Below are 17,707 nucleotides of genomic sequence, written 5' to 3'. Positions count from 1 at the left end.
ATGAAGAATGTTCTATTTGTAGCCATTATCTCCGTAATGGCTTTCTTTACAACCGTCCCGGCAGACGCACAGGTTTCATTTGGCGACCCTCTGAAATTCAACGATGGATGGTTATTCCGCCTGCAGGATGATTCTACTGCCGTCGGAACAGATTACAATGACAGTGAATGGCGAAAACTCTCTCTACCACACGACTGGTCTGTCGAAGGCCAGCTATCCCCATCACTCGCCAGCTGCACCGGTTATTTGCCCGGCGGGATAGGGTGGTATCGCAAGCATTTCAATATTACGGACAAGGCAGCCCGTCATTATATTTATTTCGAAGGGGTATATAACCGTAGCGAAGTCTATCTGAACGGTCACCTGCTCGGCAAACGCCCGAACGGCTATATCTCCTTCCTTTACGACATGACCCCTTACCTGAAAGAGGGCGAGAACGTATTGAGCGTACGGGTAGACCACAGCCGCTATGCCGATTCCCGCTGGTACACCGGCTCGGGCATATACCGTGACGTATGGCTGGTCTCCGCTCCTGAAATACATTTTGCCCAATGGGGTATCGGCTGGCATGCCACCTCCCTGACCGACCGACAGGCTACCGTAGCCGTCGATATGGAAGTGGAAAAAAACAGAGCGACAAGTGATAAACTCGAAGTTTCAGCCACCTTATACGATGCTGACGGCAAACAAGTGGCACAACGCCGCACCCGTGTTTCCAACGGAAAAGAAGGTATCACCAAAGAAACGCTCACACTGAAAGTTGCAAAACCTACCCGCTGGGATCTCGACCATCCGTATCTCTATACACTGGAAACCGAATTGCTCTGCAACGGAAAACGTATAGACGGCAGCAAAACCAATGTCGGGCTTCGTACACTGGACTTCGACCCTAATAAAGGATTTGCCCTCAACGGCAACTGGATGAAGGTGAAAGGCGTCTGCCTGCACCATGATGCGGGCGTACTCGGCGCCGTTGTTCCTCCCGAAGTATGGCAACGCCGCCTGACCAACCTCAAGGAGATCGGTGTGAATGCCATCCGTATGAGCCATAACCCGCAGGCTCCCGTCGTTTATGAACTGTGCGACCGTTTGGGTCTGCTCGTCATGGATGAAGTGTCCGATGAATGGGAATTTCCGAAACGTAAATGGATCAAAGGATGGAATGTAGGCGAACCGGGATATGACGGTACCTATGATTTCTTTGAAGAATGGATCGAACAGGACATAACCGATATGGTACGCCGCGACCGCAATCATCCGTCCATCTTCCTGTGGAGTATCGGTAATGAAGTGGATTATCCGAACGACCCTTACTCGCATCCTATCCTCGACGGTTCGACGATCAACCAACCGATGTTCGGCGGTTACAAGTCGGATGCTCCGGATGCCATGCGTATCGGTGTTATTGCCCAACGCCTGGCTGCCCGTGTCCGCTCTGTCGATACCTCCCGTCTCGTAACCGGAGCGCTGGCGGGCGTAATCATGTCAAACCAGACGGCTTATCCTGATGCCATCGATGTAGTAGGATACAACTATACGGAAGACCGTTACGACGAAGATCATGCCACCTATCCCGACCGTGTCATCTACGGCAGCGAAAACGGCTCCGGACTGGAAGCCTGGTATGCCGTCAAGAACAAAGAGTTTATCTTCGGACAATTCATCTGGACAGGAACGGATTACCTGGGAGAATCAGGTGCATGGCCTTCCCGAGGACTGAATACCGGACTGCTTAATTTCGGTAGTTTCGCTAAGCCCCGCGGACATTTCCGTGCTTCGCTATGGGGTGAAAAACCGGTAACGTATATCGGCACCTATCCCAAACGGGAATATCTGTCGGCAGATGCACCGGATATCTGGAATTACAATCCGGGACAGGAGATACGGGTAGTTTGCTATACCAACGCCCCGCAAGCACGTTTGTTACTTGATGGAAAAGTGGTAGGTGATATAAAACCTTACGACGAAAAGACAGGGATCATCCATTGGGATATTCCTTACCAGGCAGGCGAACTACGCGCGGAAGGTTGCGACAAAGAAGGAAATGTACTTTCGAACTACGTGATCCGGTCATCCGGTCGCCCGTATGCTCTTCGTGTCAGTGCAGACCGCACGACGCTCTCCCACGACCGGGCTACGGCACACCTCTTTATCGAAGTTGTCGACGAAAACGGAACGATCGTGAAACTGGGTGACAACGAGATCACCTGCGAGATCAAAGGGCCGGCACGCCTCCTGGGACTCGAAGGCTCCAGCAATACCGATATGACCGATTACACCGACAATCGCCATCGTATTTACCAGGGCCGTCTGCTGGCGTATGTACAGACCACAGGAGAGAAAGGACAGGCACGTGTGAAGTTTACTTCACCGCTGTTACAAGGGACTGAGATAGTACTGAGTGTAGAGTAGAGAACACTTTAAAGATATAAGGGAGGCAGAATCTAAGACCCAATGATAGGTCTTAGGATTCTGCCTCCCTTAATACATATTACCATTATTCAGCGACAAAAGTATATACATTGCCACCGAAGTCGACAGCAATCAGTGCATTGCCTGAAACAGCTACCGAGCCGAATACCGGAGCACCTGTCGCATGTTTCCACACCAGTTTCCCGTCTTCTTTATTCACTCCGTAGATAATTCCGTCGGAAGCACCTACATAGACTGTATTTCCTGCCAGTACCGGACTGGTTTCGATGGTGGCAGCCGGTTTACGGGAGTAAGGAGAAGTGAAGACTAATGCGTCGCCGGTAGCAAACTTCCATTTCAGCTCCAGTGTCTCGTTATCCAAAGCGATCAAACCGTCTTTAGCAGAACCGAAGATGATTTCTTTATCCGTCAGTAAAGGAGTAGAGGTAACATCCACGCTGAAAGGTAACTCCTTACGTACAACCACACGGCCGGTATTAGCTTCCAGGATAAAGAAAGACTTATCTGAGATCAAATACAATAAGTGACCATGAACAGCAGCCGAGGCACCACGATTACGCAGACCGTTGGTGTTAGCAGTCCATTTTAATGCTCCGGTTTTCAGGTCGTTGCCGTAGAGGGCATTCCATTGGGATGAGCCGATCAGCTTGTCACCTGCAACAGAGAAAGTTGTAGTTGTCCCTTCTCCTTGTCCCCAATCCTTATTCTGCCAGATCACTTTACCATCTTTCGTTTCGATAGCACAAAGACCTTTGCCTGTTCCTGCATAAACAATACCATCGGAGGCAACCAGACCTTCGATCAGAGCAGGCAGACCGTTTATCGGCAACTGTTTTTCCCAGCCAAGTTTGCCGCTTTCGGCATTAATAGCATACAAATAACCCTGTGCATCCTGTGCCAAAACCTGACCATTATCTATAACGATCGTATTTTTAATGGAGTTGCGTACCGGATATTTCCAGATCAGTTCGCCGGTCTTACCGTCGAGGGCATATACATGAGCCTCCCCTTTCAGGTTTTCATCCACAGAAGCAATATAGATCTTTCCGTTATAAACCAGAGGCGATGTCATATAAATATTTGCTCCTACATTCTTGATCCAAGCCATCTGTAAAGGCTGGTTCAGTGCAGGTTGAGCCGGTACGGCATGTTGAGGATTCTCCAACAGGTTCACCCAGTTACCACCCAGTTTCACCTCCGCAGGAGCAGCATGGTAGGTAAAGGCACTTTCTGTTTCTGCAGTTTCTCCGTTATTAAAACGGGCTTTTATCTTTAAGGTAACAGCTTTTCCCTCCTGTTTGGCAGTCAAAGGAACTTCGGCATTCCACGACCAGTCGGTAGCTTGTTGCAGTTTCTTGTTATTGAACAGGGCTTTACCATCTATCAAACAGGTATAAGTTACCTCTTTTACCGGAGTCACAGAGGAGTAGACATTCACAGCCAAAGGTACGGCACCCGAAGCCAATACAGGTACCTGTCCCTCAACCGGGGAGGTTATCCGAATCTGTTTATCCAGATAAGTATAACGAAGCTCGGAAACGAAATCTCCTTTCTTATCGACATGAAGGACACGGAAAGCACTGGTCGAGTGATCGATACCACCTTTATCTAACGTTGCCGTAGAAATAGAATATACATCTCCCTGCTTCTTCATATAATTGATATGCCAGTGGCCGTATACCCAAGCCTTCAGGTTATGTTCATTCAGGTTGATCTGCTCCTGGTCGTTGATTCCGAAAATAAACTGGTCGCCATACGTCAACAGGTCATGGTTGAAAACGACGATCGGCTTACCTTGCGGAACCTGTGCCAGATCATTTTTCAGCCAGCGATAGACATCTTCTTTCGTATAACCGGGTTGGTAGTCACCACCGGCCATCGGAGTCACGATATAGTGTGTACTACCTGCATCGAATGAATAATAGACAGGACCGTAGATACTTTCAAAAAGCTCTTCACCATATTTTCCCTTCACCAGGTCATGGTTACCGATAGCATAAAACATCGGGCAATCCATATTGGCGGTATTCATCATTTTGATATGTGCCTTCAAGCCTTTTTCATAGCAGATATCGCCTGTGTGCATAATAAAAGCGACCTGTTCATTGGCTGCATAATCACGCACATTATTTACCCAGTCGCCATGATTCTCCGTATTGAAGATCTCGGTATCAGCGATATGGACATATTTATGGCTACCGTCTTTCTTGATACCGCCGCTATAAGGCTGCAAACCGAACTCATACGCTTTCTGTTCGCCGTCGATACGGATATAATGTTTGTTATCCGTCTTATATCCTGAAGGAGTGGTGATAAAGATAAACCGTTCACGAGGATGTCCCGGTAAAGAAAAAGAACCGTCGGAAGCCGTTTTCACGACACTCAGCCCGTCGGAGACAGCAACACCAGCCATCGGTTTCTCTCCCTTATCAAAAACTCCGTTATTGTTCTTATCTACAAAGACCCGTCCAGTATAGGCAGCACTGGCAGAGAATGCCACACAGCTCAACAGGGCAATGTTCAGAAATGTTTTTTTCATGTGATTGACTTGTTTATATTTAGAATGTTAGTTGTAAATCTTCTATCCAGGGCACTAAAGGTTGCGACCGGTCGGTAATACCCAGTTCTTCGGGACCCGGAGCAATGAACTCGCTCTTTACTCCCTTCAGATCCATACCTTTATCTGTCAACGTAACGATCCCGTAAAGGGCATCTTTATAAGGCAGCGTATATTTCAAAGCCGGTCTCTTCTGATTGATCTCATCGCTGAAACGTTCCGGACAGGCATATTTCTCGCCTACCCATTGATTGGAAGCACTGTTGATCTGGATATAGGCTATGCCGTTGATCTCTTTCATATAATTCGTATGGTCGTGCCCGCTGAAAGCGACTGCTACCTTTTTATATCCGGCGCGTTGATTTTCCTCTTCAAAGATTTTCCGGATATCTTCACGGTTCTCTGAAGAACACTCAAAGCTTTGATGGGAGAAGATGATACAACGTTTGTCGGTAGCCTTCAGGTCTTTCTTCAGCCATTCCATTTGTTCTGGATCTACCAATGAGATCTTTTCCGCTTTATAATAGTTTCCTTTATCATATGGGAGATAGTTTTCTCCGTCATATATATTGTTCGGATCGAGTACGATAAAATGAAAATCTCCCTTATCGAAGGAATAATAGGGGCTCTGCATCCCCGTAAACCGGATAAATTCTTCTTTCGAACAATTATCCATATCATGATTTCCAAATACCATATGTTTTTCACCGGCATAATCCTGCCACAGTTTCAGGAAAGGTTTGTTTTCTTCTTTCGGCATACAGAAGTCACCGAGTTCGATGATAAAGTCAACCTGACTTTCCTCTGCAACCCGTAAGAAAGTACTTAAACGTTCTTCCGCATCATGCGCAATGTCCTGATGAATATCAGATATGATAGCAAATGTTACAGGCTTCGTATCTTGCTGGCAGGAACTGAATCCCAGACAGATAAGCAGGGATAAGAATAAGTGTTTCATCATGATTATTTCTTAATTTTAAAAGTTGTCAAAACAAATCCGTGATCGGAAGCATAGAAGAAATCGTCTCCTTTAAAAGAGAACGTTTTACCCAGAATATTATCATAGCATTGAGACTCTACCGCCTGTATCGTCTTTCCCTGATAATAGATGAAGTCGATACGATCCTGCCGGTTCACTGTTTCCAAAGAATCAGCATCTGTCAGCCAGGTTGTTCCGATGTTCTTCACCGGGTCAGGATTGATCTCGCGGAAACTGTCTTTGAAATTGGCTGCCTCCATCTCTTTGGAGACCGTCCAGTTGACCACAGCACCTCCATGATTGTACATGTCTTTAGTCGCTTCCGTCCAGTCCAGGTGAGAATGACTGTTGAAATCGCCTCCCATAATGACAGGAATACTATCAGTCTCAGCAATCACAGGTTTCAGAACACCCAATATTTTACGTATCTCGTCGTCGCGTGTTCCTGCATCGTCCCATGCCAGTATTTCTTCTTCCGACTTATCGGTAGGAACCAAACGTTCATCAGGTAAATAATGGATCCAAGTATCGAACAAACGAACCGGCGTCCCATCCATATCTATCTCCACTCCTCCAAAATTGAAAGTATCGATCACATCGGGATAAGAATATTTTTTTACGATCGGATAACGACTAAAGATACAAAGATTACTAGATATCAGATAATGTTCGTAACCGAGCGAATCTGCAATCATCGGTGCTGCCCCATACGTCTCAACCATTAGGATAACATCTGCCTGGCTTTTCTTCAACACGCCGATGATGCCATCACAAGCTTTTTGTCCATAAGCTTTTGAGTGACCTGCATGCCAGATATTCCAGGAAAGGACAGTGAGTTGTTGTTCTTTTTCCTGTTCGGAGCAAGAAGATAATAGACTTAGAAGTAGTATTACAGATGTAATGCTGATAAGAATTTGTGCTTTCATGTATATAACTTATCGATATTAAGATAATTCAACCACAAAGATAGAAAGATAAAAGTGATTCAAAAATATATCTCAAAAGTCTGTATCCGTTACAATGTCGGATACAGCTTTTGAGATATAAGAATAATTTGTTTTACCTACAAGTAAAAGCGTGATGAATTATTGCTTCCAATATTGGTTCTGAACCAGATTCGGATTATAAATCAAGTCCTCTGTTGCAATCGGAGTATAGTAATATTTAGGTTCTATAAAATTCCAACGGCCAACCTGTGAAATCATACGGACATATCCCTTATTCCCATTGGTCAGCGAATAAGTATTGCCTTCCAATATTTCAACTTGCAGATTGTATTTATCCTTATCTTCCTGCGGAATAGCATCTGCATCAGCCTTTGTAGCAACAATCGCATAATCCGGTTGTCCATCGCCGGTTACATCCAAATAGCCAGGTTCCAGATAAACGCCTTCCGGCACGTTAGCCAGCAGTTTACCACACCCCCAACGTCTTAAATCACCATAGCGGAAACCTTCACATGCCAGCTCAATACGGCGTTCGCGACGTATTTCATAAACAGCACCCTTTTGTGAAGAAGCGACATTCGCATAACGGTTGGCCTGTACCGGATCGATGTTACTCAGCCAGTCGACCAACGAAGCACGCGGCATACCTACACGGTCACGCAACAGATTGATTGTCCGATCCACGTCGTCCTGTGTCAACTCACCCAATTCAGCTTTCGCTTCGGCATACATCAACAAGACTTCGGCATAACGGATCAGAGGGAGGTCTGTATAAGAATTACTCCAAGTAATTTGATCAGCCGTGCGAGGTGAGAACTTCACCTGTGGATAACCACCCATCGTCAGTTTCGGACGATATGCATCTACTTTGTCTGCCCGAACAAAACCCGGTGTCATAAAAGTCTGTCGCATACGCGGATCACGATTTTCAAACACTTCTGTGAACTTCTTAGTCGCATAACCCGGCACATCCTGGAAACGTTTTGTCTTTCCATCTTCCACTACCAGATAGTCTTCCATCAAATCACGTGACATACTGGAATTGAAGTCGAACAATGATCCTCCGGCATTATGAGTACGGCCCAACGCCTTATCATAATCTTCAAAGATAATCATCTCTTTATTGCCACTCAAATCCTGGCTGCAGAACATAGCTTCATAAGCATCTATATCGCCAGACTTGGCTGTCGACAATTCGTACATCCCCGAATCCATAATCTTTTGGCAAGCATCTATCACCACCCGCAAGAAACGTTCGGAGTCATTCAGATTCAATTCCGGATGATATTTACGCCAGCAGCCTTCATCCAGAGCAATACGAGCCTGCATAGCCAAAGCACCATTCTTAAACCAACGTGTCCGGCTGGTTCCGGCTGTCATATTATTAACGGCAAACTCCAAATCCGCCATAATAGAGTCTACAACCAAGGCGCGAGGATCTTGTGTCTTATAGAGCAACTCCTTGTCTGTTGTCTGCAAATCACGGCTATACCAAGGCACATCTGAGAAAGACAAAACTTTGTCATAATACAATTTCGCACGGAACATACGAGCCAATCCGATATAATGGTTGATTTCCGTAGGATCGCCTTGTGCCTTACCGGCTCTGGCCAACATAAAATTAACATCCCGAATATCTTCCCAATCCCAGGTGCTCCGGTTATCAGGATTAACCTCTCCACGCATCATGCTGTAAATATCCTTACTTTCCGTATAAATCATATTATCGGAAGGAGCATCCGAGTAGCCGGAAGTAATCTTTTCATACAAACCGTTTGTATAGGCTTCCAAGTCACTTGTGTTGTTGAAAAATCCATCTTCCGTGATTGAAGTTTCCGGATGTTTTTCCAAAAAAGAGTCGTTACATCCGCTTAAACTTAAAAGACCGATGCACCCGAACATCCATATTTTTATATTATTCTTGATCATAACTTATGTCTTGCTAAAATTAGAATGTAACATTTAAACCGAAAGAATAGGAACGCTGCAACGGATAAATCTGTCCGCCCAAACATTCCGGATCCATCTTATAGTATTTGTAGAGACCTGTGATTTCACACAGGTTATCGCCGGAGAAGAAAATACGAAGACGGCTGATATTAGCCTTTTCCACCCATTTCTGCGGAAGCGTATAACCAAACGTCAAGTTCTTCAGACGGGCATAGGCCGCATTTTGCAAATAACGTGTCTGCGGAATAGCCAATCCTCTGTTAGCGACATAGGCCTGGTAAGACTTGACACGCGGGAAGAATCCATTCGGATTTTCTGTTGTCCAATGGTCGTTATAATTACCATACGTAAGATTTGTCCATGGATCATAATACATACCCCAGAAATACGGGTCGCGGGTCGGATAGTAATCCTTTTTCATAATACCCTGTATAAATATGCTGAAATCGAATCCGTTCCAATCACCATTGGCTGTGAAACCGAAAGCATAACGGGCCTGATCATTACCGATGACCTTATAGTCACCATGGTCGGCCAATGTGTTGGCACCTTTATTGATCTTGCCGTCGCCGTTCAAGTCCTTATATTTGACATCACCCGGAGCCATAGGCGGTGTACCGGGATACGGATCGACTTCTGTATGGTCGGCACTGTTGTCGATATCTTCCTGAGAAGTAAAGAAACCATCATTCACCAATCCCCAGATTTCACCCCATTCTTTACCTACATAATGATCGCCCAAACTACCTGTTTCATTGGCATATTTTGTGATCTTAGAACGACTGTCGCCGATATTAAAGCTCGCGCCATAGTTGAACGGCTTGCCTGCCAGTTTAAACTGGTCACGCCAGCTGATTGTCAAATCCCAACCGGTAGTCTTCAAGTCGGCCGCATTTTCCAGCGGAACAGCCGTACCCAATACTGACGGCAGTTTCGCACCGCTTCTCAACATGTCTTTCGTACGACGGATATAACCATCAACTGTTGCCGTCAAGCGATTATTGAAGAAGTTGACATCCATACCCCAGTCGGAAGTCGTCACCGTTTCCCAAGTCAAGTCGCCGGCTACCAATCCCGGAGAAGAAACATAGACAGGCTGCTTGCCATCCAATATGACTTTCGACTTATCGGAACCCATTGTCGCCAAATAGGGATAATAGTTGTCTTTCAGATATTGATTACCCAAACTACCGTAAGAAAAACGTAATTTCAGGAAGTTAACCACATCTCTAAGAGGTTCAAAGAAACCTTCCTGTGAAATAACCCATGCAGCAGATCCGGACGGGTTGAACACAAAGCGGGAATCTGTCGGGAAACGTGAAGTGCCGTCATAACGGGCATTCACCGCTAGAATATAACGATTATCATACGTATAATTCAAACGACCGAAAACACTTCGGAAAGACAATTCTCTGATACGTTGAGTAACAGTCATGTCGCCCGTAGCCAAATTAGGTGTAGGCAGTCCGTCTGTAATCAGCTCCTTGCGCTGGGCATACTCATAAGATTCAGTCCAGCTTTCCTGGTTGTAACCCACCATAGCCGTGAAATCGTGCTTGTCATTAAACAACTTATGGAAAGTTGCATATGCATCGAAAGTAACCGTTGACGCTTCCGTATTATCGAAGAAAGCGGAAGAAACCGAGTTCTGATACAGAATAGGAGTTTCCGGACCTTTCCGGTAAGGGACGGACAACTGTGCACCGTCCTTATTGTTCCGGTTAGCGACATAAGCAAACGAACCGTTAACAAAAAGAATATCTTTAATAATATCCAACTTAGTCGTAAACTGCGTTGTCAAAGTAGTTTTGTTTTCTTTCTTACGTCCGCCTTCCGCAAAACGCCCCATGATAGCGGCACCATCTTCAGTATAAGAACCATCCGGATTCTTTATAGGCACCAACGCATTACGACGGTTTACAGCCCAATAATAATCATCCCCCAAGAAGTAAGGAGCATCATAATCGGAAATTACCAAACTGGTATTATTGCCCAACGTCCACCAGTCAGCCAGTTTGAAGTCCAGTTTGGAACGAAGATTGTATCGATTGAACTTATCTGTTCCTTGCGAAACCATACCGTCCTGGAAGTTATAACCGGCAGAGAAATAGTAGTTCAAACGGTCGGTCTTTCCGGAGACATCGACAGTGTGGTTCGTTGAGAATGCCAGGTTCTTATAGGCTTCGCCAAACCAGTCGGTCTGACCGAAATAAGCATAAGTTCCATCCGGCTTCAGGAAATAAGGAGATACGCTCGGATCAGACGAAACACGCTTCGCATATTCCAATTCTTCCTGATTATGGTTCACACCCCACGGATAATAGAAATCATTGCGTGCTGTTGCCACCGTATAAGGATCTGTAATCACCTCTGCCATACTACTCAGCTTACGCATAGCAAAATTATTACTATAATTTACGGTCAGTTTTTCCTGTCCCGCCGTCTTCGTTGTCACCAAAATTACACCGAATGCAGCACGTGAACCATAGATAGCAGCTGAAGCGGCATCCTTTAAGACTGAAATACTTCCAATATCGGAAGGATTCATACGGTTTAACTCTTCCGAGGTAGAGACAACGCCGTCAATAACAATTAACGGGTCACCACCATTGATAGAGGTTGTACCACGTATGTTAAAAGTAGGAGAGTCCGTTGCCTGACCGCTACCAATCGAAACAGTCATGTTAGCTACTGACCCCTGCAAGGCTTGTCCGACTGTCAGGACCGGACGGTTTTCCAGTACTTTTGTTGAAACAGTTGCCACAGCTCCGGACAAGTCCACTTTCTTCTGTGTACCGTAACCGATAACGACAACTTCATCCAACGATTCACTATCTTCACTCAAAGTAATATTTACCGCACTTTTCCCTTTCAACACAATATCCTGTGTTTTATAACCGATATAAGAGACACTGATCGTCGCATTAGGATCCACATCCGACAACGAAAAATTACCATCTATATCCGTGATACCCCCAATGGTTGTACCTTTCACCAATACATTCACACCGATCAGCGGTTCGCCGGTTACATCTTTCACATTTCCTGTTACAGTAATTTTCTTTTGCTGCTGAGACTCAGCAGCAAAAGTAACAGATCTGTTACTTTTTTCGTTTCTACGTACAATAATCTGGCGATCATTGATAATATACTCAATATCTGTTCCTGCGAACATATTACTCAGTATTGCCTCAACCGTCTGGTTGTGAACGTCCACACTTACTTTTCTGTTCAAATTGATATTTGAACCGTGATACACAAAAATAAATTCACTGTTCTTTTCGATGTAGTTAAATACATCTTTTACGGTCCGGTTGTTCATGCGAACGGTCAATGTGGTTTGCTCCGCATAGGCTGATGCTGCGTAGATGGCAGATCCTCCATAACTTACCAGACATAAGGCTAAACATGCACTTTTAAGAAAATGAACCGGTTTTCGGCTGAATTCTTCATTCTTTTTCATACATTTGTAATGTTTTTTCTTTGATACATAAATTAATAGATTAAACAAGAGACTTTAGAACCGAGTGATATGGCCGTATCGTTCGGTTCTTCTTTTTAATTTAATGTCTTTCACATAGGCATTCTATTTTGATATTATTATATTATTATTCGCATCTGTTTTATATTGAAGGAACAGGGACTGGCAGAGGATACTGATCACGTCTTCCATATTTTCCCGCAAGTCCAACTTCCCGGAAATGGGGATATTCCCAATCTCTTCATTATACCAAATCTTACGTCCGTAATAACGAGACAACCGGTCCAGCGTCTCTCCTACTTTCCGGTCACTTAACATCATCATGTTATCCTTCCAACAGATATATTCAAAAACATCTACCTCCTTTACATCCGTCCCTTTATCATTTATTTCAAGCATTTGATTAGGAGAGAGTATAGATTTAGTATTCTTACCGGAGCTGACTTCTACCCGTCCATCAACCAAGACGACAGAGGCCGACGCATCTTCCTTATAAGCACAAACATTAAACTGTGTACCAAGCACTTTGACATCAAAGCCGTTAGCTTTGACAATAAATGGGCGCGAAGGGTCTTTCGCCACATCCAGATAAACCTCGCCTTCGACGACAATCTCCCTTTTATCTTTTTTGAATACAGCAGGATAGAAAACACGTGTACCGGCATTTACATACATTCTCGTTCCATCAGAGAAAGTAATGTCCGCCCTTCTGCCTTTTGGTACAATAATCTGGTTTATTTCTTCTTTTTTCTCTTTTCTATCTCCCGCCGTTTCTTTCTTTACAACGTGTTCTTCCACGTTCGACTTTCCATCTACATCGTATGTAATAGACGATTCGTCCTTCAGCTGCATCTTCTCTTGACTTTCAATCAGAACAATTTCATTACCGGACAAGGAAGATGTGTTATTTTCAAGCAAAGCAAGCGACATGGAAGAATCTTTTTTTCCGTCTGTCCAGAAATAAAGACCGACAGAAAGAAGTACGGCTATTGAGGCTGCAACAGACCATATAAAGCGGGAGCGCAACCGGAATGAAGTATGTGGCCGACTCAAGCCAGCCTCTATCTCCTGCCAGGACGCCAATGCTTCCTGCCGACGATCGGGCTCTGCTTCATGTACTTTCCGGAGCAAGTCCTTACCGGCCTGTTCGAACGATTTCTTATCTGATATTTTTTGTTTTCTATTCACGAGTAACCTCTTTTTACTTCTATTACGGGAAAGAGTTCATTTGGTACTCACTTTTTTTGAATAAAATCAATTATTTTTTCGATATAATTTCCGTAGACTGGATAATGACCTGAATAGCAGATTCTTACTAGACTGATAATTTATTCCCATAATCTCGGCTATTTCATCATGCTTTAACTCATTCACGTAATACAAGTAAATAATCTCTTGTTGATGGGAAGATAATTGTGAAAAGGCCTGCATCAGATGTTTAGCTTGATTATCAGTCTCCGATTCATCAAAAGAAAGTAATGGCATCAGTTCGTCGGTCACGAACACTTCTTCATACAGGGAAATATCGTCGGTGGCTTTTTCCTTTTCGAGTGTATCATACAATTTATTACGTAAGGCTTTGATCAGGTATCCTTTCACGTTTGCGGTAGTGGAAAGAGACTGGTAGTTCTGAATTAGCTTTATGAAAATATCCTGGATGCAATCCTTTACTAAATCCTTATCCGAGACCAATTTGGAGCCATAATTATACAATAAAGAATAGAAGCGACAATAGATTTCTCTAAAAGCCTCTCTATCCCCAGTCAAACATAATCCCCATAATTTTTCATCGGATATTTGCATATAAATATCTACTTATATAATTATTGTAACAGTCTTTCAACAACAATTAGGACGCAAAAATAAAAATGCATTATTACACTCATATTACATCAAAATAAAGTAAATATTAGTATCCGGATCATATAATTTCATAAGCTCATAAATAGTATTACACTCTTAACGCATCTATCTTTTTGAAAATAAAAGGTCGAAAATAATCCTGTTAGAATTAATAACCCCACGGATGCAAATATAGCTCATTTTGTATTATAATAGGTTAAATAGGAAAGAAGAATGTACGTCTCAAATTACCATTAAAATGCCCCACTTATTTTTTATAGTGGGGAATTTCCCCCGCAGAGGTGGGGATAAATCCCCATTATAGTGGGTTCTTTTCCCCATTGCAATGGGGAAAACTAAATACAAAAGCTTTTCCTACAAACGATTCAAGCACGGAATATATAAATTCCGTGCTTGAAAAAAGTGATTATAAAGAGTTATTTATTTCACTTTGATATGATCGAACCCTTCCCCGTACACACCGATAACAGCACTCTGTGAAACAAACGCTTCCGGATCTATATCTTTGATCAGACGGAAAATAGTAGTCGACTCCCGCTTTTTTGCCAATACGAACATCATCTTCACTCCGAGCCCTGTATACAAGCCGGTTCCGTCTATAACCGTTACACCCCGATGAAGATCTTTATTGATACGACGTCCTATCTCTTCGTGTTTCTTGGAGATTATAAAAAATTGCACGGATTGACGGGCACTATTTACTACCTGGTCGAGCACAAAGCTGGAAATATACAAAGTGGCAAAACCATAAACCACTTTTTCCCAATCATGCAGCACGAAATAACTGGAAGAGATAATGATCATGTCCGTCATCAGAATGACACGCCCCAGAGTAATATCCCTGTACTTGTTGATAATGGCAGCAATAATATCCGTACCACCAGAACTACCGTTAGCAGAAAATGCAATACCAATACCGCTACCACAAAAGGAAGCACCGATAACACAAGCCATGAACGGCTGATTACCAAGTAGGTGCAAACCAGCTGTTGCACTCTGAATGATCGGCAGGATAAAAGTCATGACCAATACGGCAAAAATAGTCTTTACACTGAATTTCCAACCAAGAACAATCAGGGAAGCGATCAATAACCCGCCATTAATTGCAAAATACGTGTACTGGACATTCAGTCCGGTAGCCCAATACACAATAGAAGCAATACCCGGCACCCCTCCGGTAGTAATGTCGTTGGGCAAAAGAAAAACTGTCCACCCAATAGCATAAAAAAGCATGCCCAGAGCGATCATCAGATAATCGTGCAGCTCTCTCAGCATTAACTGCCTTGAGGTAATCGATAAAGTTGATTTCATTTCAAATGTTTATTTTATATCGTTATAATGATCACCATGCCTAAAAACAAATTTTGCAGCCTCACCAAAACGAAGCTGCAAAATTAATGAAGATTAAATCAATTTATCAGTATGATCCGATGAATTTATAAAAAACAGATTGTTAATTTCTATTACGATGGATCAGGCGGTCAATAGCTCCATGTATCCTGCCATTCTATAACAGGTTGGATGCCTTCAAAGCGGATAGGAAGCCAGATATAGCGACCGTCGATAGCATTCTCCGGAGTCCAGCGGTCGCCCATATAAATGAACTGTCCCGGTTTACCTGGGGTGGGTAATACATATGTACTTTGTGAATGGAAAGAAAGATCGGCATCCGGCCCGGCAAATGGGTTTTCCAGTTCTTCCCAAGGTCCCCAGATGGAAGAAGCAACAGCCGAACGTCCGGCATTCGGAGCCCACCCGGTACAACCCGACATGATCAGATAATATTTACCGTCATGCTTGAACATGGCCGGCGCTTCCATAAAACGTCCGGGGAAGAAACGAGCATACGTACCGGAATAACTCGTATAATCGTCTGTCAATTGTGAAATATGCAAAGTACTGTTCTCTTCGGAAGAATAGATATGATAGGCTTTATCATCGTCATCAACAAAAAGATTCATATCGCGGGCCATTTGTCCACCTTCCATATCACGTCCGAGCAGGTTCAGGCTGTCCGGATGTGCAGGCAAACTACCTCCCGTGAACTGGCTTCTGTCTGACTCGGGAACTCCCTGCTTATGAATTTCCTGTACATTTTGAGGCCAGTAACCGGCATTCGGTCGAACGGCACGAAGGAATTTATACGGCCCCGTCACGTTATCACTTACAGCAATACCGCTAAGCGCACCGGAATATCCTGCCCCTTTCGGTTCCAGATGAAACCACATCACATAATTGTTATTCTTTTTATTATAGATCACTTTCGGACGTTCCAGGATACACCCCTCCGCAATACTATGCGAAGGATCATCTTTCACAACAGATAAAGCGACACCTTCGTCCTTCCAGTTATACAGGTCCTTGGATGAATAACAATGAACACCGACCAGGGCATTATTACCGGCAGTACCTTCCGTTTTATGTTCGCCAAACCAATAATAAGTATCTCCAACATGGAGAATACCACCACCGTGAGCATTAATATGCACCCCGTTGTTATCAGGCCACAATTCACCGGGAGTGAAATTCCCGCTACCTTTCTCTTTACATCCTGCAAACACAAAAGTGAACAACAGGATGCAAAGCTGCATTAATTTTATCTTACTCATAGATTACACATCACAAATACGAATACATTTCTCAAGAGAAGCGATTTTATCCGGCTGGCGGGGAACAAATTCCTGACCTACAAATCCTTTATAACCGGTTTCTACTATCGCTTTCATGATAGCCGGATAATAGAGTTCCTGTGTTTCGTCTATCTCTGCACGACCCGGATTACCTCCGGTATGGATATGGGAGAAATATTCGTGATATTTCTGAATATTTTCAATGATATTCCCCTCCATGATCTGCATATGGTAGATATCATACAAGAGTTTAAAGTTAGGAGATCCTATTCGACGGCATAATTCAACACCCCAGACCGTATGGTCGCATTGGTAATCTTTATGTCCTACGCTGTTGAGTAATTCCATAGTGAGGACTACATTATGTTTTTCAGCCAACGGCATCAGGCGTTTTAAACCCTTCTCGCAGTTTTCCCAACCTTGCAGGTCAGTTAAGCCATTACGCTTACCTGAGAAACAGATCAGATTAGTCAATCCGGCCTCAGCAACCAATGGGATAACCTGTTCGTAACTGGCTACCAACTCATCATGCAGCTTCGGATCATTAAATCCCCGATCGATACCCAGGCCTGCACCTTGTGCCATCGCAACGGTTAGACCATGCTTTTGAACCACCGGCCAGTCTTTAGGATCGAGCAATTCGATAGATTCAATACCTATCTTTTTACATATTTCGCAAAACTCTTCCAACTCATAATCACCGAAACACCATTTACTCACGGAGTGACGAATATTACCTTTCAGCGGTTCGGGAGCTTCTGTTTTTTTCTTCTTTGCCGGATTTACAGCTTCCAGCCCGGATACAGCTATTGCTGCTCCACCTACTAACGCGGTCTTAATTGCAGTTCTTCTTGAAATATTTTCCAT

The 17,707-nt window shown here is 44.0% G+C and carries 11 protein-coding genes; 1 reads left to right on the top strand and 10 read right to left on the bottom strand.

What is annotated here, in order from left to right; translation table 11 throughout:
- Positions 1-2,412, top strand: coding sequence for a sugar-binding domain-containing protein (locus tag M1P97_RS09355; RefSeq protein ID WP_394803893.1), 2,412 nt, complete (start codon positions 1-3; stop codon positions 2,410-2,412).
- Positions 2,413-2,497: 85 nt separating this feature from the next.
- Here M1P97_RS09355 and M1P97_RS09350 read toward each other — a convergent pair whose 3' ends face one another.
- From M1P97_RS09350 to M1P97_RS09305, 10 genes are all read right to left on the bottom strand, one after another.
- Entirely contained in the window at positions 2,498-4,972 is a 2,475-nt protein-coding gene (locus M1P97_RS09350) for an outer membrane protein assembly factor BamB family protein (RefSeq protein ID WP_249388914.1), read from the bottom strand.
- A 19-nt stretch (positions 4,973-4,991) separates the two neighbouring features.
- Positions 4,992-5,951, bottom strand: coding sequence for a metallophosphoesterase family protein (locus M1P97_RS09345; protein ID WP_249388913.1), 960 nt, complete (start codon positions 5,949-5,951; stop codon positions 4,992-4,994).
- Between the two features lie 2 nt (positions 5,952-5,953).
- Positions 5,954-6,895, bottom strand: coding sequence for an endonuclease/exonuclease/phosphatase family protein (locus M1P97_RS09340; protein WP_249388912.1), 942 nt, complete (start codon positions 6,893-6,895; stop codon positions 5,954-5,956).
- Positions 6,896-7,054: 159 nt separating this feature from the next.
- On the bottom strand, positions 7,055-8,845 hold the full coding sequence (locus M1P97_RS09335) for a RagB/SusD family nutrient uptake outer membrane protein (protein WP_195370450.1): 1,791 nt from the start codon (positions 8,843-8,845) through the stop codon (positions 7,055-7,057).
- 19 nt (positions 8,846-8,864) lie between these two features.
- On the bottom strand, positions 8,865-12,329 hold the full coding sequence (locus M1P97_RS09330; protein ID WP_249388911.1) for a TonB-dependent receptor: 3,465 nt from the start codon (positions 12,327-12,329) through the stop codon (positions 8,865-8,867).
- Positions 12,330-12,452: 123 nt separating this feature from the next.
- The gene (locus M1P97_RS09325) at positions 12,453-13,535 is read right to left on the bottom strand and encodes a FecR family protein (protein WP_195370452.1); all 1,083 of its coding nucleotides are present in this window, start codon (positions 13,533-13,535) and stop codon (positions 12,453-12,455) included.
- 66 nt (positions 13,536-13,601) lie between these two features.
- A complete protein-coding gene (locus M1P97_RS09320) occupies positions 13,602-14,150 on the bottom strand; it encodes an RNA polymerase sigma factor (protein WP_195370453.1) in 549 nt (182 codons plus the stop codon).
- 480 nt (positions 14,151-14,630) lie between these two features.
- A complete protein-coding gene (locus tag M1P97_RS09315; protein WP_195370454.1) occupies positions 14,631-15,521 on the bottom strand; it encodes a YitT family protein in 891 nt (296 codons plus the stop codon).
- A gap of 170 nt (positions 15,522-15,691) precedes the next feature.
- On the bottom strand, positions 15,692-16,819 hold the full coding sequence (locus M1P97_RS09310; RefSeq protein WP_249388910.1) for a glycoside hydrolase family 43 protein: 1,128 nt from the start codon (positions 16,817-16,819) through the stop codon (positions 15,692-15,694).
- Positions 16,820-16,822: 3 nt separating this feature from the next.
- On the bottom strand, positions 16,823-17,707 hold the full coding sequence (locus M1P97_RS09305; protein WP_195370456.1) for a hydroxypyruvate isomerase family protein: 885 nt from the start codon (positions 17,705-17,707) through the stop codon (positions 16,823-16,825).

The organism is Parabacteroides leei, assembly GCF_023369805.1.
GTDB lineage: Bacteria > Bacteroidota > Bacteroidia > Bacteroidales > Tannerellaceae > Parabacteroides > Parabacteroides leei.
The sequence above is the reverse complement of the archived record's forward strand: the minus strand, read 5'-3'. Positions and strand labels throughout refer to the sequence as shown.